We start from the raw sequence: 25,407 nt of genomic DNA on the forward strand, positions 1-25,407 counted from the left end.
CTAGTCTGTAATCGGTTTTCTGTTGTTTGCTTCAATTCAAGAATTTTTGAAAGCTTCGTATGTGGTTGATTTTTTCACTTTTAACTTCATTTTTTTGCCTTCAACTTCAAAAACGAGTTTATCTTGTCAGAAATAAAGACCAAGAAAAAGCAATAAGTAAAGCAGGGCAACAAAACTGAAAGTAAGAGTAATCATAGGTCATTTTGTCAAGGGACCAAGGGTTTTGTGGTATTTGTTAAACTCATCCATTCCTGTGTAGAAATAGTTTATTTGTCACCCTGGTGTTTGAGCAACATGTCCTGAAATTGCGTTAAATATTGAAGCAACAATTATTGCGCCTAAGTTTAGGGCTGATGTTATATAAACGTCTTTTAGTGTTAATTTTAGATCGAACATGATCATTAAAACGATCGGAGCAAGTAAAATAAATCCATGAGCTAGTAAATAGTCTCAGAAGATATATGAATCATATCCTTTCGATCATTTGAAAACTGATTTTCCGTTTTGATAAAAAACACCATCAACATAGTATGTATCTTCAGTCATAGTATTTTTTAAATCAGGGGCAAAAAGGGCAATTAAAGCACCGATAAATGAGAATGCTAAAATGTATTTTGTATATTGTGGTTTATTGATTAATAAGAAAAATCCAAGTAATGTGATGTTGAATCTACATAAATGAAGAGGAATGTTTTCTCAATAAATTGGGTATCTAAAATAAACAAGCAATGCAGCTCTTAAAATCATAAAAAGCAATGTAGCAGCACCTGCTGTTCTTATCATGATTTCTTCTTTTTTGGCTGAATTTTCAGTTCTAATTTTTCAGTTTTGATATTTTTGAAAAATTTGTCTTTTAAAAACTCAGACTAAGATCATTGCTAAAATGATAGCCCCAACAATTCCATAGTAAACGATTAGGGAATCTGAATAGCTAACTCTGTTTCCTAAAAAACTAAAAAAACCGGTATAGTATTTACTCATTTTTTTCTCCTTAAAATAAAAAAGAAAATTCTTATTTAGAACTTTCTTGTGCTAATCTTTCTGCTCTTCTTTTGTCTCTAGCTTGTTCTAAAGCTAATTTGTGAGCTCTTTTAGCTGCACGTTCTTTGTTCTTTTGTCTAACAATTTTACGCATAAGTCCTCCCCTTAATAAAGTTTTATATAGGTAATATAATTTTACAAAAAAACGCATTTTTTTAATCTAAATAAGATTGAAAATGCGTTTAAAAATTATTTAAAAAAATCTTTTAATTTTTGAAGTGTTAAATCAGCTGTTGTATGTAAAACTAAGTCAGATAAGCTAAAGTCTACATCTGAATTATAGTCAAAAGCTACAGATTTAATGTTTGCACCTTTAATTGCTTGGACTCCTGCGATTGCATCTTCTAGTCCAATGCAATTTTCTTTAGGAACATCAATTAACTGAGCTGCTTTTTCAAAAATTTCAGGATCTGGTTTCCCTTTTTTGACATCACCTGGATAAACAATGGCGTCAAAGTAGTCAATTAAACCTAGTTTCTCTAGAATAAAGGGTGCATTGTAACTGCTTGAAGCAATTGAAAGTTTAATTCCTGCTTGTTTACAGTCCAAAATGAACTCTTTGATGTTTGGCAAAATGTAGCTAGGATCAATTTTTTGCTTTAAAAGTTGAACATAAAGATCATTTTTTTCTTTGCAAAGCTGATCAGATAATTCTTTTGTCAGTTCAAGATCAGGTTTTTTAAGAGCAACAATAGCTTTTAATGTTTCAGGTCTAGGAAGTCCTCTCAAATTTTCGTTTTCAGCTTCAGTATAGTCTATGCCTAGTTTTTTAACAGTTTGTGCTCAAGACTCATAATGCAAACTCGCTGTGTCTGTAATTACACCATCAAGGTCAAATAATATTCCTTTAATTTCCATTATCTCACTACCTCAAATGTTGCTTTGATGTTTGTTAATGTTGTTGGTTTCCCGTTAACTAAAAGATCCAGTGTTTTGTGTTGAGAAATTGTTCTTGCCACAAATTCAGTAGGTCTTACTTCAACTTCAATTCAAACACCTCTGTATTGAACTCTATAAGTTAACTTTTTGTAATTTTCAGGCAGCACAGGTGAAACGTCTAATTGATCATTAAATCATGTTAATCCACCAAAACCAAAAACTAGCATTTGTCAAATAGCAGCTAAGCTACCAGCATGAATCCCTGCATCTGATGTGTGCATTAATGGACCCATGTCAATATCGATTCCATATTTAAAAAGCTCGTATGCTCTTTCAACTTTTCTTAATCTTGAAGCTTCAATCATGTATGAAGCTGCACTTAATGAAGAATCGTGAGTTGTGATTTTTTCATAGTAATCAAAGTTAGCATCTCTGACTTCTTTTGTGAACAAGTGAGGCATCACTTGCATCAATAGTACAACGTCAGCTTGTTTTACAAGTTGAGAACATAATCTTTTGTGCCCTTCTGCTGTTGAAAATAGTTTTTTTCCTGCATCATACAGCATTTGGAAAGGTTTTACATCAATTAGAGGTAACCCCAAGAACTGATCGTTTTCAGCAACGATTAATTCTTTGTTAGGTTTTTGAAGTTTTATCCCTTCAGAAACTTTTTTCATTTTAGTAATGCTTACAGGGTATGGTAATTTTCTTTTTATTTCATCAAGGAGTCTTGGATTGTTTTCTTTTAAGTCTTCAAAAACTTTAATACCTAAATCAATGTTAAATTTAGCCATTTGGTTAATATAAGCGTTATTATCAATATTACCTTTGTACTCATTAGGTCCCATAACGTCTTTAATTTCAAATGATCCATCAGATTGTATTTCAGCTCTATTTGTATAGAATCAAGCCGTATCAATGATCATTTCGTAACCATATTTTTCCATAAATACTTCATCTTGAGTGATTTGGTAGTATTGGTTAACAGCGAACGCAACGTCTGCTGAAACGTGGATTTCCTGTCTACGAGAAGCGATTGGTACTTGCTCACCTGTAACAACGTCAGCTTGTCCTCAATAAGGACAAACTTCACCGTCTGTTGGTCAAGCCATTTCTCATGGATATTGAGCACCTTCAAGGTTTGACTCTTCTGGTCTTAATTTAACTTCCTTAGCTTTTGCTCTTGCTCCTTTAATACCTTTATATCTATAAACAAGCAAGTTTCGTGCTACTTCAGGATCTGTGAATAAATAGTTTGGATTAATAAAGAATTCAGTGTCCCAATATGTGTGACCTTGATAACCTTCTCCCGATAAACCTTTTGCTCCAACATTTTTGTATTTTGAATCTTTTGGAACGAAGTTGTTTAAGTGGAAAATACCGAACTCAAGTGCAAGTTGATCGTATTTAGAACTTTCGTCACCTTCAATTTCGACAAAAAAGCTTTCTCAAACTTTTTTCATCGCTTTAACTGAAGCGATTTTTAAAGTTTCATAGTTAGAGGCTAAAAGCATACTGTGTAGGTTTTGTGCTGCTTCTTGCACTTCTTCGTCTTTCATCGTCGCATTTTTGCTATCAACTGATGTTGACACTGACATTAATTTTTCAAGAACAATAACATCGCCAGGTTTAGCCTTAACTTTAATTTTAAACTTGATTAAACGTCTGCTCATTGCGACTACGTAATCATCGTTTCCACCTTTTAGTTCGACACCGTTATGAAATACTTTTGTGATTAAGTTGTGCACTGCAAGTCTTTTTGAACCATTTGTTTTTTGGCTCATTGATAAAGATTCAGTTGTAACTCTTCTTTTTTCACCTTCAGCGAAGTGCTGTGTACCTGTATTTGTTACTTGACCATTAATCATAGGTTCAAGAACAACTTCGACATCTTGATCTTCTTTAGTTGATAAGATCTCGATTTTGATTTTTTGACCATAAACGTTTTTGTTATCTTGAGATACAAATCTTTCTGTTTCAATTAAAAATTCACCACTATCTCTTTTTGCTTTTACACGTCTAGATAAAAAACCTTCTTTAATGTGAAGTGTTTTTTCATATTTATCTTTCGCAGATACTTGAAACTCGATCCCATTGAAAAAGATTGGGTTTTGAATTAAGTTTGCGTGGTTTGCTAGTTCTGGTACATCATCTTTATTTTCTCTGTTGAACATTCCGTTAACAAAGAAATCTTCTTTGTTTACTTTTGAATATTCTTCGTCTACGGATCTAAGACCCATGTATCCATTACCAAGAGAGAAGATACTTTCAGTTTTTGCAGTTACTCTTCTGTCGTATTTTACTTGTGTGATTAATTTATGTTTTGTGTCATATTTTAAGAAATCCATTTAATCTCCTTAAATTTCCAACATTACAGATTCATATGGTCTTAGTTTTTTATCAACATGTTTTGAATCTGATCACGAAGAAATTATTTGTTTTTTATTTGCGTATGACTCAGATAAATCTAACTGTTTTCCAGTCATATTAATTAAAATTATAAGTTTTTTATTTTCATATTCACGAACTAACTTAATCAAGTCGCCTTCATAATCTAATTTAGCTTTTCCTAAAACAAGTAGATCGTGGTATTCATTTTTTCTAAGTTGAATCATTTTTTTATAAAAGTTTAAAATGCTATCTGCATTTTTGAGCTCGTTTTCTACATTGATTTCATTGTAGTTTCTTCCCACGTGCACTCAAGGTTTTTGAGCTTTTGTAAATCCTGCATTAGCATTAGCACTTCATTGCATTAAACCTCTACCAGCATCACGAGAGTTGATATTGCTATACATTAACATTTCTTGTTCAGAATAGATTTTTTTGTTGTCCACAAAATCAGCAAAAGCATTGTGTGAATCAACATCTTTGAAATCTTGTCTTCTTGCGAAGTGATTGTTTAACATTCCGATTTCTTCGCCATAATAAATTGAAGGCATACCTTTTAGAGTTAACAAGAATAAGGCATGAGATTTTGCAGATTCATTTCTGAAAACAGTTTCTGATCCTCAACGAGATACCGAACGAGCAGTGTCATGATTTGATAAGAAGTTAGTAATCATTTCTGGTTCTACTTCTGCACTTTCTTGGAAAGGTTTTTGTTGTTTTGCAAATTCTAAGTGATCTCAGTTTGCATCATAACCATTTCTTCCAGTTTCTCTTCCTCATCCAATTCATCATCATGAGAAGTTGTAGTAGTTTTGTGCTACTTTATTTTCGCCTTTTCCATATTTTAATAATTCCTCAATCGAAATACCAGAAGCTTCACCTAGTGTATAAGCGTCAGGTTTGTCTGCAAAAGCAACTCTGTTAAATTCTTTTAAGTATTCTGTCGCTCCATTTGATCATGAAAAAGCAGGGTTTCAACTTGCTTCTGAAAAATCTTTTGCCACGTGTTTTATAGCATCTAATCTAAATCCACGAACACCTAGACCATATCAGAAATCGATCACTTCAGACATCGCTTTTGTTGTATTTTCATTTGCTCAGTTAAGGTCAACTTGAGCAGTCGAGAACAAGTGGAAGTAGTATCTATTTACTGAAGGAACATATTCTCAAGCTGAACCTCCAAAAATACTTTCAATTTTCTTTTCTTCTTCTGAAAGTTCATCTCTTCAGATGAAGTAATCATGTTCTTTGTTATCTCTTGATTCACAAGCTTTTTTAAATCATTCATGTTCGTTCGAAACGTGGTTAAGAACAATATCCATTATGATATCAATTCCTTTTTCTTTAGCTTTTTGTGTTAGCTCTTTAAAATCTTCTAAAGTACCAAATTGTTTTCAAACACTCATGTAGTCTAAAACATCATATCCTGCATCAACAAATCCTGTTTCGTAAATTGGACATAATCATATTGCGTTAACACCTAAATCAGATATATAATCTAATTTCTCTGTAATACCTTTAAGATCACCATCTCCATCATTGTTTGAATCGTAGAAAGAACGTGGAAATATTTGATAAATGATTTTATCTTCAAGTTTGATTGTTTTCATTAGAACTCCAATATCATTGCACTATGTGCACTTAAGTTTTCTTTCGTTTTGTTTATTTTTGAATCAAATATTAGTTTTTGATCTGTTTTATAGTTGTATTCGTAATCTTCATTACCAAAGTTTAAGGCTAATCTAAAATTACTTGTTTTATTTTGGATTTTAAAAATTAATACACCTTTATCTCTATCATATGTTTCAATCTTTAAATTTTCGTTTACTTCATTAGATGTTTTCAAAGAAAAAGCGTCTGTATTTTTTCTAAAGTTTAAAAGCTGTTTTGTGAAATTAAAGATATACTTTTTAACATTTGTATTTTCAAGGTGTTTTCACTTAATGCCATTAACGAAATCAGTTGTTTTATAGGTATTTGGCATATATTTGTTGCCTTCTGGATTATCACTTAATTCATCTTTGTAAGGGCTCAATCTCGATCTGTGTGAATCCATACCTGATTCATCATTTGGTTTTGATTGAAGAAGTTCGGTACCTGCTAAAAGTAACAATCTTCCTTGTGTCACCACATTTGCGACTAAAGCTAATCTGTATCTTTCTAGCCTTTCTTCAAAACTTAAATTTTGCGTAGAAGTGCTTATTTTATCTCAAAGCGTGAAACCGTCGTGACATGCAAAATAAGTTAAATTCATTTCTGGGCTAGAAGCGAAACAATCATATGAGTCTGATTTATAGTTTAATTCAGAAAATTGTTTAAAATCTCTTATTCCTCCAGTTATTGACGATACATATTTATCAAACATTTCGGGTCTATACTTAGAAACTAATCCTAAATATTGATGATCATCGTGATGTTCTGCACCTGCTAAAGCATTTCTAATTGAGTCATTAAAGTATGCAAACCCTAAATCGTTTGTTGTTGTGCCTTTGATTCAAGATTTTTGGTACTCTAAATCAGAGAATGGTCAACTTTCACCATGCAACACAATGTTTGGATTTATTTTCTGTAAAGTTTTTGTTAATTCTTCAAGTGTTTCTGAATCCATAAAGCAAGATAAGTCAAACCTAAATCCATCGATGTTAAATTCTTTGGCGTAATATACTAAAGAATCTACTATTAATTTTCTAACCATTTGACGTTCTGAAGCAAGTGGTGGATAAGAAACAGGCTTTACTTTTGCACCATCTCTAAAGTAATAACCAGGCAATACATTTTCAAGAATGTTATTGGTCATTATATGGTTATAAACAACATCCATTATTACACCAACACCTTTTTCATGGGCTTCGTTAATCAATTCTTTAAATTCCTTTATCCTTGAATAAGGATTTTTTGGATTTGAACTATAAATACCATTAAGCGTGAAGTAGTTGTGTGGATCATACCCTCAGTTATAATTTGTTGTTCAACCACTCCCTTCACCTTTTGCCAAGATTTTATTATCTAATTCATTAACAGTATAAGTGCTATTAAGAGGCAATAGCTGTAAATGCGTTACTCCGAGCTCATTAAGATAATCAAATATTTGTGCTTCTTGTAAACCTTTAAAAGTTCCTTTGTTTTTGATTTTTGGGTTTAAACTTGTAAAGTCTCTTACATGTGCTTCATAAATTATTGCTTTACTTTTGTTTGTAAAATCTTTTTTCAACTTAATAGGTTTTAATCCTGCTTTTTCTGAATCGATGTTAACCAAAGCCCCTTTTGCGACCTTATCTTCTTTGCCTTGTCAATCAAAAGGTGCCATGGATTTAGCATAAGGGTCTAGTGCTCTTGTCACGTTTCCGTCTTTGTGTGTGATTTCAAACTGATAATAATAACCTTCAAAATCATTCGAAATTTCAACTTTAAAAACAGGGCGTTCTTTAATCATTTCAAAACTTTGAACTTCACGATCAAAGTCATTTTTGTCGAAAATGATCAACCTTACATTTAAAGCGAGTGGATGTCACAACTTTACTTTTATTGAACCTTCATTAAAAGTAACACCTAAATCATTTCCTTGGTAAGAATTCTTTAAATCAAAGTCTTTGTAAAAGTCTTCTTTTTGTAATTTTAGTGTCATAGCATTATTATTATATTTAGGATTTTTTGCCTTTGTATTTAATAGTGAAAATACATGACTGTACAAGAAGACAGGCATACTTAACTGACTTATTTATAGAGCTTAAAGTTAAAAAGTAATAAAAAAATCCTGATTAGGATTTTAATGAAAACTCATGATGGAAAAACTTGAAATATTTAGGGTTAATGTAATACTTTCCTGCGATACTTACACTTTCTTCATCATATCCGTAAGTATAAATAACAACCATTTGTTTTAAACCAAAAAGATCTACTTCTTCATAAACCATTTCGTATACGATGTTTAGTAGTGCACCTTTTTTTGTTAAATAATCCACTAGTGATGAATTTGGATCAACTTTGTCGTCCCCGATTGCTTCGGAAGATATATATTGTTCTGAAATCATGGCTAGCTCACCATTTTTGTAATACTCTTTGTTAAACTTTTGTGCTTCGACAGGGAAAATTAAATTTCTTTCTTTAATTCAAACAGGTAGTTTATCCATGTTTGCACGCTCTTGTGTTCCTCTTTGTTGCTCAGTTTTAAGTAAAAAGCTAATTGGTTTAATTAAGTTGTGAAAGTTTTCTGCTACAAAATGACCACGTTTTTTGATTGAATAGATTGCACCTAGAGCTTCTAATTTGTTATAAGCAGATATTACTACACTCCTTGAGCAATTAAAACGTTGCATTAAAGCATGCTCAGAAGGCATTATTTTATTTGTTGGTATTTTTCTTGATTTGATTAACTCCATTAAGTAAATAATGATTTGTTGTGTTTTATTTGCATTGTTTTCCATAGTATAAAAATTATAAAATATTCTAAAAAATTAAATTTATTTATTTTTAAGGCACAAAAGTCAAAAAATCAGGGTTTTGTACTCAACATGCATACATCTTGATGAGTATAAAAAAAAGCACGAACGTGCTAGATGTTAATAATTTCGCTTGGTTGAGCTTCGTTTTTTAAGATTTGAAGTATTTTTGCAAAAACAGGATAACTATCATCAAACTCAAACATCTTATCTATGATTAATGCCGTTTCATAACCTTCTATTGTTTTTTGGTTTTGTGATAAAGATGCTTTTAACCCTGTTTTATATATGCTTTCACCAAAACTGAAGTTTCTACTTTTGTTTGAGGTGCATGTTAGAAAGACATCTCCAATCGAACAAAGCGAAAAATCGTTAATATCAAAACTGTTTTGTGGATACAATTTTTGACCCATTCTTGAAATTTCAGAAATTCCTAAAGCCAAAAATGAGCTAATTGTATTTTTTTCTTCTGTAATGCTATGTAAAATTCCAGAACCAATTGCTAAGACGTTTTTTAAGGCTGAAAAGAATTCTGCTCCAACCACTTTATCAGATGGTAATACCTTAAAATAATTATTTTCAAACATTTTTGCAACATTTTTTGCATATTCTAAGTTCTTGCTAACCACATTGACGATCGTTTTTTGACCGTTAAAAATTTCAGTAGCGAAAGAAGGACCAATTAGAGAGCATGTGTTTAAAAGATTATTTGAAAAGGATCTTTCGATTAATTCGGAAAATAATAAATTACTTTCTAAATCAATTCCTTTGGAAACGTTTATGATATTGACCTTTCTTTTACCTAAGAAAGTAGACATTTTTTGGAGTGTACTTTTAATAAATTTTGAAGGTACGGCCAAAAGAAAAGTTTCGTTATTTTTAACCAATTCTTCAAAGTCTTCTTCAACATCTAGATATTCAGGATTATTAAAAACTGAGTTTTCGAAGTATTTAGAATTCTTTCCTTGCTTGATGTCTTGAATTTCTTTTAAGTCTATACCGTACATCTCGACATTGATTTTATTATGAAGCAAAACATTTGCTAACGCACTTCCGAAAGCTCCCGTTCCTATGATTGCTATTTTATTATTTAGTGTCATTCTGGCTCCGTATATTGTTTTAAATATTATAAAACATACGAAAAAAAAGTATAAAAAAATGGCAGGAGTAGCAGGATTCGAACCCACAACACACGGGGTTGAAGCCCGTTGTTCTACCGTTGAACTATACTCCTAACAGTTTGTTAATATTATAACATGCAAAGATAATAAATGAAAAAATAAAAAAACTTTATTTTGAATAATGTAAAATATACATGTTAATAGGAGCAAATATGTCAACAGAACTAAATTTACAAAACCAGCAAGAAGAACCTAAAAAAGAAGAGCAAAAGAAAGAAGTTTCAAAGAAAAAGAAAGTTCTATTATTCCTTTTAATTGCAGTAATTATTATCCTTTTAGTTGTTATTGCGGTTGAAATTGCCATTATTTCTGACTTCTACATCTATAAAGGTAAGGGTGATGGTCTTATTTGAACAGTAGCCCAAAGACAATTTGGATTCTTTGCAAGATTCTGAGGTTAAAATGCATTTTATGCATTTTTTTATCTCCTTAGTTGATAATCTAGACACGAAAAAATAATTTTCGTGTATAATTTCATAGATTTATTAGCTAATACAACTTAAAGAAAGGAATATTCCATGTCAAGAAGAGATCAAATTACTGGAAAAGGTCCACAATTTGGAAACAAGCGTTCACATGCAATGAACGCTTCAAGAAGAAAATTTAACATTAACCTACAAAAAGTTAGAGTTAAAACAGCTTCAGGAACAAAAACATTAAGAGTAAGCGCAAAAACTCTTAAAACATTAAAAAACAAAAATGTAATTTTATAATGAAAAACAGAGCGTGGCTCTGTTTTTTTACATAAAGCAATGATAAAAGCCCTGTTAAAAAGGCTTATTCATATTTTTCTAAAAAGTCGTCTTCGTTAGAGAAGTCGATGTTTTTGTCGATTCAGTCTTTTCTAGCTTTTGCGTTATCACCCATAAGCATTGAAACACGTCTTTCAGCAAGAGACGCATCATTTATCGAAACTTTAATTATTGTTCTAGTTTTAGGATCCATCGTTGTTTCTCAAAGTTGATTAGAATTCATTTCTCCAAGACCTTTGTAACGTTGGATTTCATAACCAGATTTAAGTTCTGTTAAAAGATCTTTAAGTTCATTGTCAGTTCAACAATAATGTACCTTGCCTTTGTGGCTAACTTTATACAGTGGTGGAAGTGCGATAAAAACACGACCGTCTTCAATCAAAGCTCTCATATATCTATATAAGAATGTTAATAAAAGAATTTGAATGTGAGCACCATCGGTATCGGCGTCGGTCATAATTATTATTTTTCCGTATTGTGCTTTAGATAAGTCAAAATCATTTCCGTATCCAGCACCTATTGTGTTAATTATTGTACTGATTTCCACATTTTTTAAGATATCAATTAACTTATATTTCTCAGCATTTATAACCTTACCACGAAGTGGTAAAATCGCTTGATACCTTCTATCACGTCCTGACTTAGCAGAGCCACCAGCAGAATCACCCTCGACAAGGAAAAGTTCTTTCTCCTCGGGTTTTCTTGATTGAGCAGGAGTTAGTTTGTCAGAAAGAATGCTTTTTTCTTTTAAGATATTCTTTGTTTTTCTTAACTCTTGTTTACGTTTTTTTTCTTCGTTTCTAATTTCATAAGCTCTCTTGATTTTCTCAAGAAGTTTTTTAGCAATTTGCTTATTTTCAGCAATTCAAAGTTTCAGATGTTTAGTAACAATTTCTTCGACTATATTTTTAGCTTCAGGTGTGCCTAATTTATCTTTCGTTTGACCTACAAACTCAAGTTTGTTTTCAGGAACTTTTAATGAAAGAACACATGTTAAACCTTCACGGACATCACTACCCTCAAATGTTGTTGATTTAGACTTAAAAATATTTTCATCACTACCAAACTCGTTAAACACCTTTGTGAAAGCTGTTTTTAAACCTGTTTCATGCGATCCACCATCACGTGTTTTAACATTGTTAACAAAACTTACAATTGTTTCGTTGTAAGTATCTGTATATTGAAAACCAAATTCAACTTCAATTCCGTCTTTTGAATCTTTAAAACTAAATGGTGGAAAGTTTGGAGTCTTAGAGTCGTTAATAAACGCAACAAACTCTTTAATACCGTTATCGTATTTGTATTCTTCTTCAATACCCTGAATTTCGTCAATAATGACCATCTTAAGGCTTGAAATCAGAAAGCAACTCTCTTTAAATCTTTCGCTTATTTTTTCAAAATTTAACTTTGCACGCTTAAACATAGCGTAATCAGGTCAAAACTGAACTCTTGTTCCTTGCTTTTTAGTGCTTCCGATCACTTTTGTTCTTTGAGTAATGTTATCTTGAACAAACGCAGTTGCGAAGATTTTGCCTTCTCTATAAACTTCAACTTGTAGTTTTTCAGAAAGAGCATTAACCACTGAAGATCCAACACCATGAAGACCCCCAGAAGTTTTATAAGCACCTTCTCCAAACTTACCACCAGCATGAAGTTCTGTAAAAACAAGTTCAACAGCCGTTCTACCATCAGCTGTCTTACCAACAGGTATACCACGACCATTATCTTCTACAACTACTGAACCATCTTGTTTTAATGTAACTGTAATTTGATTAGCAAACCCTGCAAGGGCTTCATCAATAGAGTTATCGACAATCTCTCAGACAAGATGATGAAGACCATTAACATCAGTACCACCAATGTACATTCCTGGTCTTTTTCTAACGGCTTCCAAACCTTTTAGTTGTTTTATATCTTTTGCTGTATATGTGTTATTTGGCATATGCTAATTATAAAAAAATAAGTAGTTGCCTACTTATTAAAATTGATTATTTTTTTGTTTTCTAAAATTTTTCAACCTTCGTTTGCTGCTGTTAGCCCTAAACCTAGGACTACAGGTATGAATCAGTAACCGAAATCATATGAAGGATTGTCATACATTTTAAATACTGAGTTAACTCCTGGGATGTATGCAGCAAAAATAACACAAACTAAAGAAAACATTGAGGCTAGATAGACTAATCTGTAGTAGTAAATATTACATACAAATAATGATCTTGTGCTCATTAATGAAAGTGAGTTTAAGCTTGCTCCGATACCCATAGTTACAAAACAAGCTGTAGAAGTTAGTTTTACAAACTCCTCACCTCTGACATTATTATTTGCAGCTATGATTCCAATAATTAAGTAAGCTGCAATAGATAATACCGATAGCACTACTGATTGGTATGCTAATCTTCAACCCATACCTCTCGAGAACACCGATTCTTTTTTGCTAAATGGCTTCCTTGACATAACGTCAGATTCTTTAGGTTTAACCATTCCAAGAGCGATTGCAGGAAGACCGTGTGTTAACAAGTTAATTCACAATAATTGTGAAGCAGAAAGTACTCAGAAATCAGCTTCTGCTCCAATATATTCTTTAAATATAAATCTGAAAACAAATAATCCAAATAACATAACGATGATTTCAACCAGTGATGAAACAAGCAAGTTTTGAATTACTGTTTTAATTTTGTCATAAACTTCACGACCACCTTTTACGGCTTTAACAATCGTGCTGAAGTTGTCGTCTGTTAATATTACGTCAGCAGCTTGTTTTGAAACATCTGTTCCTGTAATACCCATCGCACAACCAATATCAGCAGCTTTTAAGGCAGGGGCATCATTAACACCATCACCAGTCATAGCCACAACCATGTCGCGTTTTTGTCAGGCTTTAACGATTCTTAGTTTATCTTCTGGATTTACACGTGCGTAAATTGATACCTCGTGAACTCTCGCTTCAAGCTCTTCTTGTGATCATTGAGATAACTCAGCTCCTGTAATAACTGTGTCGCCTTGTTTGTAAATACCAAGATTACGACCAATAGCCACAGCTGTAGTTAAATGATCTCCTGTTATCATTACAGGTTTAATTCCTGCTGCTAAACATTCATGAATTGATTGTTTGACTTCTTCCCTTGGAGGATCCATCATAGCAATCAGACCTACAAATTCCATGTTGTTTTCATCTGAAAAATCAAGCTTTGTTTTTTCTTTAGAAACTTTTTGAACGCCCACGGCAAGCACACGGTATGACATGTTAGCTCATTTTTCGTTTACTTCCTTAGCAAATTCTAAATTTCCATTAGACTTACTTAAAATTACATCAGGTGCTCCTTTAGTAAAAATTAAGTTGTATCCTGCTTTTTCAACTAAAACGGACATCATTTTACGGTCGCTATCAAAAGGAAGCGAATCTAGTCTTTTCATCTTTTGGTAAAGATCTGACTTCACAATTCCTTTTTCAAGACCAGCAATTAAAATACCTGTTTCTGTTGGATCACCAACTTCTTCATACTTTCCATTTTCATCAACGTGAACACTAGCATCTGAAGCGACGATCATCGCTTCTAGTACTTTATTAAAGTCCTTTGTATCTGTATCAGTCATTAAGGAGTTCTCAAAGAAAATGTCCATTACAGTCATTTTGTTTTGAGTTAAAGTACCTGTTTTATCACTACAAATAATATTCGCTGAACCTAATGTTTCAATTGTTGGGAAGGATTTTATGATTGCGTTTTCCCTTGTCATTTTTGAAACACCAATCGCTAATATAACTGTAGTAAATGTGATTAGACCTTCAGGTATTGCAGCTACAGCTAACGAAATTGCTGTAACTAATGAGTTTGAATATACTTGGAATTTGCTTCAATCACCTGTAAATAAGTTAGAAATTAAAACTTGTAAAATGAAACTTACAATAAGTAATGCAATTCCAGAGTAACCAAATAGCTTACTTAAACGATTTAGTTTTTGTTGTAAAGGCGATAAATTACCTTCTTGTTCCTGAATTGTTTTGTTAATTGTTCCAATAACGGTGTTTGCCCCTGTTGCAACAACTAAAGCTAAACCTCTTCCGTTTGTAACGTATGTTCCAGAAAAAATCTTATTTTTTTGCTCTGCTAAGATTTTTGAGTCATCGACTTTGGCATCTCAAGATTTAGACACTGATTCGTTTTCACCTGTAAGTGAGGCTTCTACGACTTGAAGATTGTTTGATTCTTTTAAAATTGCATCAGCTGAAATCGTATCTCCTGCCTCAACAATTAAAATATCACCTGGAACTATTTCTTCTGATTTGATAATCATCATTCTACCGTTACGAATTACTTTTGCTGTTAATTCATTAACTTTTTCAAGTGCTCTAACGGCTTGATCGCTTTTAATTTCTTGGTATGCTCCCAACATGCTATTAAGGACCACAACCACTAAAATGATTATCGGTTCAACAAAACTGATAACAGTTTCTGAAGTGGATTTTGGATGCGCTGACGTTTCGTATATGGCTATAGAGAAGCTTAAAACGACAGCTATCATTAATAAAATAATCATAAAGTCTTTAAACTGTCTAAAGAAAGCAACAAAAGGATTTAACTTTTTATCACCATGAATAAGATTTAATCCGTGTTTTTCACGCTGCTTTAAAACCTGTTCATCATTTAATCCAGTTGTAATATCAGTTTCTAAAACTTCTATATTAACTTCTTGTTTCATATTGCTCCTTGTTTTCTGTTTTAGTATCTTTTTTGTTTTTGTGTTTCTTTTGTTCTACAATTTTACTCATTTCGCTTAACATCGACCCTGCAATAACACCAGATGGAATTGCAAATATTGCAATTCCTAAAATTGAAATAATCATAACAATTACTTTTGAAGTATCTGCATGAGGCGAGAAGTCGCCATAACCTATTGTTGTCAATGTTACAGTTGCAAAATATAACGAGTCAAAAAACGTGGTTACAACTCCTGAAGAATTATCGTTCAAGGCTTTTTGGTAAAGCTCTTGATAATTTTGAGTATCTGGCGTTACGTTTTCTAGTCGCAATTGCTCAAGTGCTTTTTCTTGCAATCATTCTGTTTCATTGCTATAAATAATCAAGGCGAAAAAGATGATTAAAACAATAATGAAACCAAACACATATGCAAGCACTGTTTTTTGCTCAATAAACACATTAATTAGAACTTTAAAAGGTGAAAATACCTTTAATATTAAGATTAATCTAAGCAATCTAACTAGTGTTAAAGTTTTAAATACTTTTGCAATCCTGTCAAAGTCGCCATTTTGCACACCTAAATGTTTAAGCGATTCAAACGAAGGTAAGACACACAAAAGAAGCAAGATTCCAATTAAAGTAAAAGGAAATTTTAAGTAACTTTTACGCCTGGACTTGAAGGATGTGTCCCTGATTGGATATGTAATTCAGTGCAAAACATAATCGGCTGCAAAAACAAAAAAAGTTAGTATATTGATGCTGATTAATGTGGCTTTAAAATTTTCTCCTTTGATTAGAAAACTTGCAAAAGAAAACATAACAATGAAAAGCATCATTATTAAATATGCATTTCTTAAAAGTCTTATTTTTGATTTATTTTTATTAAATTTTTGAGGTATGTCGGAAGCTGATGTTACGACAATATTTAGAATCTCAAAAAAGTCATCTAAATTTTTTTTGAGTATTTTTTTAGCGTCTTTCATAATAGTGTTTAAATTTTATACTTTTTTGGCTTTTTTAACAATATGACAAAACAAAAAGCAAAAAAATTGTGTAATATTTGTATATGTTAGATAAGAAAATACCAATTATAGTTTTTACAGGACCAAGTGGAGTCGGAAAAGGAACGGTAGAGCGTTTGCTTTTTCAATTTGAAGACTTGGATATTAGGCTTTCATGTTCAGCAACAACAAGAAAACCTAGAAGTGGAGAAATTAACGGTATTCATTATTACTTCATGGATCGCTCAATTTTTCAACAAAAAATTAAAGGGCGTGAGTTTATTGAATTTTCATACCATTTTGATAACTACTATGGAACATTGTTCCGTGAGCTTAAGAAAATAGATCTTCTAGGTAAAATTCCTATGCTAGAGATTGAAACGAGAGGGGCTCGTCAAATCATTGAAAAATTAAAGGATGACCCAAGGTTTAAATTAATAACTATTTTCCTATTACCTCCAACAATTCAAGACTTAAAGGAAAGAATTATCAAAAGAGGTTCAGAGGACGATGACACATTAAGAATCAGGCTTGAAAAAGCTCAAGAAGAAATGCGTGATTCAGAAATTTTCAAATATAAAGTTGTCAATCACGTGCCTCAACAAGCAGCAGATCAAATCAGAGATATTATTTTAAAAGAGATTAAAAATGATGACATTTAAAACAGCAACAAAAAGCATAAAAGGACACATAAGAAGCATTAACCAAGATAGAGTAGCATTTGGAGATTATTACGATCTCTTTTTTGCTCTTATTTGTGACGGAGTTGGTGGTGAAGAAGGTGGCGAAATTGCTGCTCAAATAGTTGCAGACGCATTTGAAAGAAGATTTACAGAAATGGTAATCGACGAAAGAACCATGGACATTACTGACGTAGTCGTTGAAACCGTTGATGATCTTAAAAAAGCAATGGCTATAATCGGCGAAGGAATGGTTTATTCAAAAATGGCAACAACATTTACTTCATTTTACTGAAGCCAAAAAAATGAAGACAAATTCATGTTCTTCCACTGTGGGGACACAAGAGCATATTTAGTTTTTGAAGATGGAACCATTAAGCAAATAACAGAAGATCATACAGTTGCTTCATGAGCAAAAAATAATAACGTGGATGTTTCAGGTGTTAAAAACTCAACAGGTAAACTGACAAATGCAATATCAGCACAAAATAAGAAAATCAATGTGGACATCCTTGAATTAGATACAAAACCTCTTTTTGAAAAAGGTCTAAGATATATTATGTTAACAAGTGACGGGATTCACTCATTTTTAACAAACGAAGATTTTAAATCTATTCTGATTGACCAAAAAGGAACACCAAGACAAAAATCAATTAAATTAACGCAAATGTCAGAACATGAAAGAAACTCAACTGACAATCAAAGCGTTGTTTTAATTGAGGTTAAAAATGCCTAAATTCTATAGTGCTCCACCAAAAGACTCTACAGTTTACAAAAAGTACAATATCTTAAGAGTAATTGGTCACGGAGGTTCTTCAACCGTTTATTTGGTTGAACCACACGGAGTGTCAAACAAACTTTTTGCCCTCAAATACAGGCATAGAGATAATAATCATGATAATTACACGAGATTTTTAAATGAACTAAATTTAATTAAAAAAATCAAAAGTAATAATGTTCCAAGATATCACAGCAGTTATGTTGATGATAATGAACAGTATATTGTTATGGAGTATGTTGAAGGGAATACGCTTCGTGACTCGATTGACAAAAATGGCTACTTGGATGTTAGAAGAAGTTTGCTTTACACAAAACAAATTGCTCAAGTTGTCGGACAACTGCACAGCCTTGGAGTAATTCATAGAGACTTAAAAAGTCAAAACATAATAATTACAAAGAATCAAACTATAAAAATTATCGATTTAGGAATCTCGATAAATCAAGAGACAACAAGAGTAACAAAAACTCACAACATAATCTGTTCTGTTTATTATTCAGCTCCTGAACTTGCATCCAAAAACATTCCAACAACAAACTCAGTTGACGTTTATGCCTTGGGCATAATGCTTTACGAAATGTTAACAGCAAAATATCCTTTTGAGCACGATGACCCAACACAAATAATTTGAATGCATAAGAATAAAAAAGTTCCAGCGATTTCGCCAATTAGAAACATTCCCGATTCAATCGATGACTTAATCGCAAACGCCACAAACAAAGATTACAGAAAAAGATTCAAGAATATATCTGACTTTGTAGCAGCAATTGATGACTGTTTATTTGATTTAAACAATCCAGAAGATTTCGAGAAGTTAAAGAGAATTAAGGATAAAAACAAAAAGTTTTTCAATAATTTTGGTTTATTAGTAACAATCGCAATTATTTCCTTAATCGTTTTAGGTGCTTCAATATTTGCTTTAGTAGGTATAAAATGGTAGGAAAAGTATTTTCAATAAACTCAGGAATATACAAAATTAAATCTGAATCAGGAGAGATTTTTAAAATTCCTGCTGCAGGAAAACTTAGACATCTAGGAGAAAGTCCGTTAGTCGGAGATTGAGTTGAATTTAATGAAGGGATGATTTTATCTATCAAGCCTAGAAGTAACTATTTTATAAGGCCAAAAGTTGCAAATGTAGATCAAGTATTCCTGGTTATGTCTTTAAAAGAACCTGATTTTTCATCCTTTTTACTAGATAAATACTTAAGTGTAATCGAATATGAAGACATCGCGCCTTACATATTAATCACCAAGTCTGATTTAGACTCAAATGATGAGTGATATCAAAAATACAAACGCGAAGGCTACAATGTTTTTAAAATAGATAACAACGAAAAAAACTATAAAAAAGATCTAGACGCATTTTTTAAAGACAAAACAAGTCTTTTTATGGGTCAAACAGGGGTTGGTAAAACTACTACTATAAATTATTTAAGCGACAACACTTACAACACTCAAGCAATTTCCAAGGCTTTAGGTAGGGGTAAACATACTACTAGAATCGTAAGAATTATTGAATTTAACGGTGGAGAGTTGATTGATACCCCAGGATTTAGTTCTTTGATTCTAAATCTCACGAAACAAGAGCTTGCAAACAGTTTCCAAGCGTTTAAGCACGGAGCAACTCAATGTAAATTCAGAACTTGTTTACATATCAACGAACGCGCCGAAGACTGCTTTATCAAAAAAAGTGTGGAAAAAGGTGAGATATCAAACTGAAGGTACGAAAATTACTTAAAATTAAGTTTAGAAGCTTTTGAGAATAAGTTTGAAAAGGATAAATATGAGAAGAAGTAAATACATCACTCCAAGTATTCTTAATGTTGAAAAAGAGGCAAGACCTAAAGTGGTTCAGGAATTACTTGATTTAGGTATAACGTGAGTACATTACGATGTAATGGATGGTGATTTTGTGCCTAACACAGCAATTGAATATGAAGAGATAAAAAACATTAAAAGCACTGTGGATAAGCACTTTATGGATATCCACTTAATGGTGAGAAACCCAATTGCTAATATTATTGAATTTGCTGATGCAGGCGATATCATGACAGTTCATTATGAAGCAGTTGAAGATAAAGACTACTTTTTCAATTGATTGCAAGATAATGAAGCTAATTATAAAATTGGTCTCGCAATTAATCCCGAAACAGAAGTAAAATCAATTAAAAGATTTCTTCCTTTTCTTTCTTTGGTTTTAGTAATGTCTGTTAAGCCTGGCGCTGGTGGACAAGCCTTTATTCCTTCGGCACTATCAAAAATTGAGTGATTAAAAGAACAAAGGCTAGTAAACCAATTTAGCTATTTAATACAAGTAGATGGTGGAATCAACGATGAAACAGGTCCAATGTGCTTTGATGCAGGTGTTGATGCAGCAGTTGCTGGTTCTTATTTGGTGAAAGAAATAACAACTGAAAGAATTAAGTCGATTTTAGGATCTAAATACAAATTAAAATAATTCACAAGTTTGTGAATTTTTTTAATTTTTGTAAAGCGAAATTTGCATTTATCATCTTGTATCTTCTTGCTTTTTTCAAATTTATTAATATAATAAATTTTATGAGATTAAGACATGACAAAAACGCAATCATTAACTTACAAAATTCTGAGTTTTTTATTCAGAAATTTCCTATCAAACTAGAAGCGAATAATATTGTAGAAATTGGAGCAGGTAAGGGGGAAATGATTTCTGAACTTGCCAGACAAAATCCAAACATTACATATTATGCTTTAGAAAAGTACGATACCGTAGCCAACAAAATTTTGAAAAAAATAAATGCACTTGGCTTAAAGAATTTATACATTATCAGCGAAGATGCTACAAAAATACCAGAACTCTTTGACGGAAAAATCAATGAACTGTGACTGACATTCTCGGATCCTTGACCTAAAAGAGCTCACGAAAAAAGAAGACTTACATACAAAACTTTCCTGGATCTTTATCGTCAAATATTACACGAAGATGGTGTACTTAGATTTAAAACTGACAATGATAAACTGTTTGAGTATAGCGTTGAATCATTTGAGCAAAACAATTGAGAAATTATTAATATCACAAGAGATCTGCACAATAGTAAATTTAATGATGGGAACGTGCCTACTGGTTATGAAATGAAATGATCAAGTTTAGGCAAAAATATTAATTACTTAGAAGCGAAATTTAGATAGGAAAACATGAAAAGAATATATATAGCAGGTGGTTGCTTTTGAGGTGTTCAAGGATACTTTAAAACAATTCCAGGAATTAAATTTACAACTGTAGGATACGCAAATTCATTAATTAATAATCCTTCATATGAAGAAGTCAAAACAGGTAAAACAGGAGCTGTAGAAACAACAGAAATTTACTACGATGAGTCAATCATTAATTTAGGTCAAATTATTGAAAAACTGTTTGCAGTAATCGATCCTACAGCGCTTAACTACCAAGATGTTGATCATGGAACTCAATACCGTAACGGAGTTTATTTTGAGATTGATGAAGAATATCAAATCATTAAAGATAAAATTGATGAACTAGCTGTGAACTACGATAAACCAGTCGTAACTGAAAACTTAAAGTTAGAAAACTACTTCTTAGCAGAAGAATATCATCAAGATTACAGCGATAAACACCCCGATGTCGCTTGTCATATAACGTTTTAAAATTAAATAAAAAAGCCTCGTGATTCACGGGCTTTTTTAATATCTATAAAAATGCAAAAACTGCTGCTGCACAGGCATATACAAGAAATAAGATATAAAACATAGCGTCAGTTTCGTTTGCCTTTTGAAATGCTTTTCTTTGAGCTAGTTTTTTCTCGTAAGTTTCTCTAGCATGCTTTTCAGCTACACTTTCTTGCTTTTTATTAGTTTGAGTGACTTTTTTAACTCTCTGTCTATCTTCTGCGATTAACTTACCGTAATTATCCTTTTTTAAGGTAATAATTTTTTTTATTACAATAACTAATAAAACAAGTAAACACGTAACTAAGGCAGAAAAGTGGATTGCGTGAGCAATGCGAGATTCTTTTAGTACAACCGACAGGGTAAAAAGTGTTACAAATGAGATTATTGAAAATACTAAGCCGTAGTATGAAGGATAATATTTTCACATCTTTGATAAATGAACTTTTAATCTAGTCATTATTTTACTCTTGTTGAAGCTTTAGAATAATGTTCGCTTTTCAGTCATTTTTCGACTTGTGAGTCTGTACCATAGACAAAGTGGTCCTTTTCGATTTCATGAATAAACGGAACATTTGGGAACCTTTGCTCTTCTAAGTAAGAAAGTTCAAATGACACATTTTGGAATTTTTCGTTTGCGTTTGAAATCTTAGGAATAGCTTTGAATAAGTTGTTTGTGTAGGGATGGATTGGTTTGTCATAGATTTTTTCTGTCTTACCTGATTCAACAATTTTACCTAAGTGCATAATTTGCACACGGTCAGCTACGTACTCAATCATACTCAAGTCGTGGGCAATAAAAATCATTCCAATTTTTTTCTTCTCACAAAGGTCTTTTAGCAAGTTAACAACTTGAGCTTGAATAGAAATGTCAAGAGAAGCGATTGGTTCATCGGCTACGATAACTTTTGGATTTGTAATTAAAGCTCTCGCAATAACTATACGTTGTCTTTGACCACCTGAGAATTCATGTGGGTAACGGTAAGCAAACTGTTTTAGTAAACCAACATCGTTCAGTGCCTGGTAAATTCTATTCTTAATGAATAAATATTTAATTTGTGGTGTATATAGTCATCCTAATACGCTTAAAGCAACTTTTCTTGCTTTTTTGTTTACTGCAAAAAGTTTATCCGTAACAAGGTCTGTACCTAAAATTTTTCTAATACTTGATAAATCTTTTCTTAAATATTTCTTTTCAACAAAGTAAGAAGCTAAGCTTTCGTTTTTCTTCTTAACATTTGTTTTATAGATATTTAAGTCAATTTTGGCTAAAGAAATTTTCTTTTTGTCATCACCTAGACTCTTTAAATAATCATTTAAGTATCAATTTCTAAAACGCGAAAAAGTTTGTTTAAAAACAACATCCAACGAATGAACACGCTTGGTTAACTGAGCATCTTCATCTAGAGCTTTAGCGATTAAAATATCTAAATCATATATTCTCTTTTGGTATTCTTGAACATATACGGCTAGCTCTGAATCATATAAGTTTTGAGCTTTTTCAAGCTTAACTTTTCTCTTTTCTAATTGATCATGAGAAATTGCAGCTGGATCCTTTTTAGCAACTTTTAATTTTTCTTTTAGGCTCTTGATTTGAGTTTCTAGTTCTCTGATTTGGTTATTGACTTCCATTTCTTTATTATTAGAGAGTTCAATGTAAGAGCTTAAGTCGATAAGGAAATGCTCGTTAACTGCTTTTAGAACATCATCTTTTGAAGACTCAAGCTCAGCGTTTAGACCATCAAGATTTTTGTAGAAGTTTGAGATGTATTCATTAACCTCTTTAACCATTCTTTTTGTTTGTTGAAGGTCAAGGTATTGTAATTTAGATTTAAGCGATTTTACTTGTTTATAAGCACTTTCGTTCATTTTTCACATTTTAAAACTGTGTAAATGGTAAGCTAAATTAACAGTGCTTAAAGCATTATTTTTGTGTAATGCCATTTCGTGCTTCATTTCTTCACAAATGTTACTGATTACATTTTTTGAAATTGATAAAGCATCTCTTTTAGCTCTTTTTTGTGCTTTTAGACTTGCAACTAAAGCAGCTTTCTGTTCTGACAGGTCAATATAAGAAGAAGAGTAGCGAGCTAATTTTTTACCTTGCTCATAACTATCTCTTGCATTTTTCAGTTCGACTTCATCATATGACAAGTTTTGAGAACGGTATTCTTCTTGTCTTGATTTGTAAAGTTTTAACATATCTTCATTTGTTGTATAGTACTCACCAATAATACTTGAGTGCATTGCTACTTTTTCTTCAAGATATGAGTAAAACTCGTTAAACTTATCGTCGATATTACCTGGAAGGTTAAAATCGATTTCTTCCATACTTCCTTCTCATTTTGAAACGAATTTGTTTAGAAGCTTATTAGATTTCTTGATGTCTTCTAAGTGATTTTTCTTGTCAAATTCTAGGAAAGTATAGTGAAAGTTTTCTTGGATGTATTTTCAGTCTTTTTTTAGTTCATCTAATTCGTCTTTAATGATTTTGTTAACAATTAAAGGTTCTTTTAATATTGAGAAAATTGTTTTTTGACCATTCAAAGAAGCGTGTGGATCCTGGAAAATCATTTGGATATTTTTACGCATTTTCTTTGAACGAGAACGCGAAATTCTCTTACCTGAAATAATGTCGCCATCAAGGGTTACAAAACCGTTGAAGTCATCATATAGACGTAATAGCGAACGCCCAACAGTCGTTTTACCAGAACCAGATTCACCGATAAGTCCAACAACTTCACCTTCATGCACTTTGAAGCTAACACCATCAACAGCTTTGTTTACAACAGATTTATTCACAAAGTATTTTTTTAAGTTTTCAATTTCTAAAATTGGTTTTTTATTCATCTTTAAATACCTTTCTAAATGTTTGTAAACGAACTTCTAGTTCTGGAGATAATTTTACTTTTGGTGCATCAGGGTGTAGTAATCATGTTGCTGCAGCGTGTGTTTCTGATATTTCAATCAAAGGTGGTTCTTTAATGAAATCTATTTCCATTGCATAATCATTACGAGGCGCAAAAGGATCACCTAAAGGTAAATTCGCCATATCTGGAGGGGTACCTTTGATCGAATATAAACGGTCTTCTTTATTTTCAGGAATCGCTGAAATTAAGGCTCATGTGTAAGGGTGAGCTGGCTGTGTAAAGATATCTTTTTTAGATCCTCTTTCAACAATTCTTCCTGCATACATTACATAAATGTAATCACAGAATTTTGCAACAACAGAAATGTTGTGTGAAATTAAGATGATTGAAACATTCATTTTTGTACGTATGTCTTCAAATAAAGCCAATACAGAAGCTTGAACTGTTGGATCCAAAGCAGTTGTAGGCTCATCGGCAATAATTAAATCTGGTTTTAAGGCAACAACCATTGTAATTACAACACGTTGTTTCATACCTCCCGAAAGGGTATGAGGATACATGTTGAAAACTTGTTCTGCATGTCTAATTCCAAACTGTTTTAGTAGGCCGATTAGATATTCTTTTTTCTCTTCTGACGATTTATCTTTTCAGTTAGTGTTTTCATTTAAAGCGTCAAGAAGTTGTTTTCCTATTTTTCTTGTTGGGTTAAGCGATGTTAGAGGATCTTGTGGAATGTATCCGATTTTTTGACCTCTAATTTTTACTCATTGTTTTGTTTTTAAACTTGTTAAATCTATTCCATCAATTTCCATTTGGTCGGCAGTAAAGATTGAGTTCTCATTAACGTTTAATAGTGATTTTGAGGTAACAGATTTACCTGAACCTGATTCACCCACAAGTCCGACGATTTGACCTCTTTTAATTTCAAGATCAACACCACGAACGATTGTCATAAATTTGTTTCTACCTGTTTTAAAGCTTACTTTAAGATTTTTCACAGATAGTAAGATGTCTTGATTTTGTTTTTCCATG

The 25,407-nt window shown here is 32.0% G+C and carries 23 protein-coding genes and 1 tRNA gene; 9 read left to right on the forward strand and 15 right to left on the reverse strand.

Features of this window, described 5'->3' with window-relative positions:
• The 9 genes from K4L35_RS01385 to K4L35_RS01420 form a co-directional block, all read right to left on the reverse strand.
• Positions 1-981, reverse strand: coding sequence for a YwaF family protein (locus K4L35_RS01385; RefSeq protein WP_221617792.1), 981 nt, complete (start codon positions 979-981; stop codon positions 1-3).
• A gap of 31 nt (positions 982-1,012) precedes the next feature.
• Positions 1,013-1,135 carry a hypothetical protein gene (locus tag K4L35_RS03485; RefSeq protein ID WP_255558986.1) on the reverse strand — a complete coding sequence of 41 codons (123 nt, stop codon included), beginning with the start codon at positions 1,133-1,135 and terminating at the stop codon, positions 1,013-1,015.
• 95 nt (positions 1,136-1,230) lie between these two features.
• Complete coding sequence (gene pgmB, locus K4L35_RS01390; RefSeq protein ID WP_221617793.1) at positions 1,231-1,899, reverse strand: beta-phosphoglucomutase; 669 nt, start codon at positions 1,897-1,899, stop codon at positions 1,231-1,233.
• Positions 1,899-4,268: a glycosyl hydrolase family 65 protein gene (locus K4L35_RS01395; protein ID WP_221617794.1), complete on the reverse strand. Its 2,370-nt coding sequence runs from the start codon at positions 4,266-4,268 to the stop codon at positions 1,899-1,901. Before K4L35_RS01395 ends, pgmB begins: the two co-directional genes overlap by 1 nt.
• Positions 4,269-4,277: 9 nt before the next feature.
• Complete coding sequence (locus K4L35_RS01400) at positions 4,278-5,918, reverse strand: alpha-amylase family glycosyl hydrolase (protein WP_221617795.1); 1,641 nt, start codon at positions 5,916-5,918, stop codon at positions 4,278-4,280.
• Entirely contained in the window at positions 5,918-7,933 is a 2,016-nt protein-coding gene (locus K4L35_RS01405) for an alpha-amylase family glycosyl hydrolase (protein WP_221617796.1), read from the reverse strand. Before K4L35_RS01405 ends, K4L35_RS01400 begins: the two co-directional genes overlap by 1 nt.
• A gap of 133 nt (positions 7,934-8,066) precedes the next feature.
• Positions 8,067-8,732 carry a GntR family transcriptional regulator gene (locus tag K4L35_RS01410; protein ID WP_221617797.1) on the reverse strand — a complete coding sequence of 222 codons (666 nt, stop codon included), beginning with the start codon at positions 8,730-8,732 and terminating at the stop codon, positions 8,067-8,069.
• 128 nt (positions 8,733-8,860) lie between these two features.
• Positions 8,861-9,847: an NAD(P)H-dependent glycerol-3-phosphate dehydrogenase gene (locus K4L35_RS01415; RefSeq protein ID WP_221617798.1), complete on the reverse strand. Its 987-nt coding sequence runs from the start codon at positions 9,845-9,847 to the stop codon at positions 8,861-8,863.
• Between the two features lie 59 nt (positions 9,848-9,906).
• Positions 9,907-9,981 (reverse strand) — tRNA-Trp (locus K4L35_RS01420).
• Positions 9,982-10,080: 99 nt separating this feature from the next.
• Here K4L35_RS01420 and K4L35_RS01425 point away from each other — a divergent pair.
• Both K4L35_RS01425 and rpmB read left to right on the forward strand, forming a co-directional pair.
• Positions 10,081-10,329, forward strand: coding sequence for a hypothetical protein (locus K4L35_RS01425; RefSeq protein WP_221617799.1), 249 nt, complete (start codon positions 10,081-10,083; stop codon positions 10,327-10,329).
• Between the two features lie 117 nt (positions 10,330-10,446).
• Positions 10,447-10,641 (forward strand): 50S ribosomal protein L28, encoded by a 195-nt coding sequence (rpmB, locus tag K4L35_RS01430; RefSeq protein WP_221617800.1) that lies wholly within the window; start codon positions 10,447-10,449, stop codon positions 10,639-10,641.
• A 64-nt stretch (positions 10,642-10,705) separates the two neighbouring features.
• On the opposite strand, the gene K4L35_RS01435 is transcribed toward rpmB, so the two are convergent.
• Genes K4L35_RS01435 through K4L35_RS01445 form a run of 3 tightly spaced genes read right to left on the reverse strand, consistent with a single transcriptional unit; the run spans position 10,706 to position 16,360 of the window.
• Positions 10,706-12,622 (reverse strand): type IIA DNA topoisomerase subunit B, encoded by a 1,917-nt coding sequence (locus K4L35_RS01435; RefSeq protein ID WP_221617801.1) that lies wholly within the window; start codon positions 12,620-12,622, stop codon positions 10,706-10,708.
• 29 nt (positions 12,623-12,651) lie between these two features.
• Complete coding sequence (locus K4L35_RS01440) at positions 12,652-15,378, reverse strand: cation-translocating P-type ATPase (protein ID WP_221617802.1); 2,727 nt, start codon at positions 15,376-15,378, stop codon at positions 12,652-12,654.
• A complete protein-coding gene (locus K4L35_RS01445; protein WP_221617803.1) occupies positions 15,362-16,360 on the reverse strand; it encodes a potassium channel family protein in 999 nt (332 codons plus the stop codon). The genes K4L35_RS01440 and K4L35_RS01445 overlap by 17 nt, the downstream gene beginning before the upstream one ends.
• A gap of 83 nt (positions 16,361-16,443) precedes the next feature.
• On the opposite strand from K4L35_RS01445, the gene gmk reads away from it, so the two are divergent.
• The 7 genes from gmk (at position 16,444) to msrA (ending at position 21,484) form a co-directional block, all read left to right on the forward strand.
• Positions 16,444-17,040, forward strand: coding sequence for a guanylate kinase (gene gmk, locus K4L35_RS01450; protein ID WP_221617804.1), 597 nt, complete (start codon positions 16,444-16,446; stop codon positions 17,038-17,040).
• Positions 17,027-17,794, forward strand: a complete 768-nt coding sequence (locus K4L35_RS01455) for a PP2C family serine/threonine-protein phosphatase (protein WP_221617805.1) — start codon at positions 17,027-17,029, stop codon at positions 17,792-17,794. The genes gmk and K4L35_RS01455 overlap by 14 nt, the downstream gene beginning before the upstream one ends.
• Positions 17,787-18,776, forward strand: a complete 990-nt coding sequence (locus K4L35_RS01460; RefSeq protein WP_221617806.1) for a serine/threonine-protein kinase — start codon at positions 17,787-17,789, stop codon at positions 18,774-18,776. The genes K4L35_RS01455 and K4L35_RS01460 overlap by 8 nt, the downstream gene beginning before the upstream one ends.
• The gene (gene rsgA / locus K4L35_RS01465) at positions 18,770-19,636 is read left to right on the forward strand and encodes a ribosome small subunit-dependent GTPase A (RefSeq protein ID WP_221617807.1); all 867 of its coding nucleotides are present in this window, start codon (positions 18,770-18,772) and stop codon (positions 19,634-19,636) included. The genes K4L35_RS01460 and rsgA overlap by 7 nt, the downstream gene beginning before the upstream one ends.
• The gene (locus K4L35_RS01470) at positions 19,623-20,297 is read left to right on the forward strand and encodes a ribulose-phosphate 3-epimerase (RefSeq protein WP_221617808.1); all 675 of its coding nucleotides are present in this window, start codon (positions 19,623-19,625) and stop codon (positions 20,295-20,297) included. The genes rsgA and K4L35_RS01470 overlap by 14 nt, the downstream gene beginning before the upstream one ends.
• Positions 20,298-20,398: 101 nt before the next feature.
• A complete protein-coding gene (trmB, locus tag K4L35_RS01475; protein ID WP_221617809.1) occupies positions 20,399-21,007 on the forward strand; it encodes a tRNA (guanosine(46)-N7)-methyltransferase TrmB in 609 nt (202 codons plus the stop codon).
• 6 nt (positions 21,008-21,013) lie between these two features.
• On the forward strand, positions 21,014-21,484 hold the full coding sequence (gene msrA, locus K4L35_RS01480) for a peptide-methionine (S)-S-oxide reductase MsrA (RefSeq protein WP_221617810.1): 471 nt from the start codon (positions 21,014-21,016) through the stop codon (positions 21,482-21,484).
• 43 nt (positions 21,485-21,527) lie between these two features.
• Here the strand turns inward: msrA and K4L35_RS01485 are convergent, their stop codons facing one another.
• The 3 genes from K4L35_RS01485 to K4L35_RS01495 are packed head-to-tail and all read right to left on the reverse strand — an operon-like array spanning position 21,528 to position 25,406.
• Entirely contained in the window at positions 21,528-21,965 is a 438-nt protein-coding gene (locus K4L35_RS01485; RefSeq protein ID WP_221617811.1) for a hypothetical protein, read from the reverse strand.
• Positions 21,965-24,355 carry an ATP-binding cassette domain-containing protein gene (locus K4L35_RS01490; protein ID WP_221617812.1) on the reverse strand — a complete coding sequence of 797 codons (2,391 nt, stop codon included), beginning with the start codon at positions 24,353-24,355 and terminating at the stop codon, positions 21,965-21,967. The genes K4L35_RS01485 and K4L35_RS01490 overlap by 1 nt, the downstream gene beginning before the upstream one ends.
• Positions 24,348-25,406 carry an ABC transporter ATP-binding protein gene (locus K4L35_RS01495; protein ID WP_221617813.1) on the reverse strand — a complete coding sequence of 353 codons (1,059 nt, stop codon included), beginning with the start codon at positions 25,404-25,406 and terminating at the stop codon, positions 24,348-24,350. The genes K4L35_RS01490 and K4L35_RS01495 overlap by 8 nt, the downstream gene beginning before the upstream one ends.
• Between the last annotated feature and the right edge of the window lies 1 nt (position 25,407).

The sequence above is a fragment of the Mycoplasma sp. Ms02 genome, assembly GCF_019720735.1.
Classification (GTDB): Bacteria; Bacillota_I; Bacilli_A; order Mycoplasmatales; family Metamycoplasmataceae; genus Mycoplasmopsis.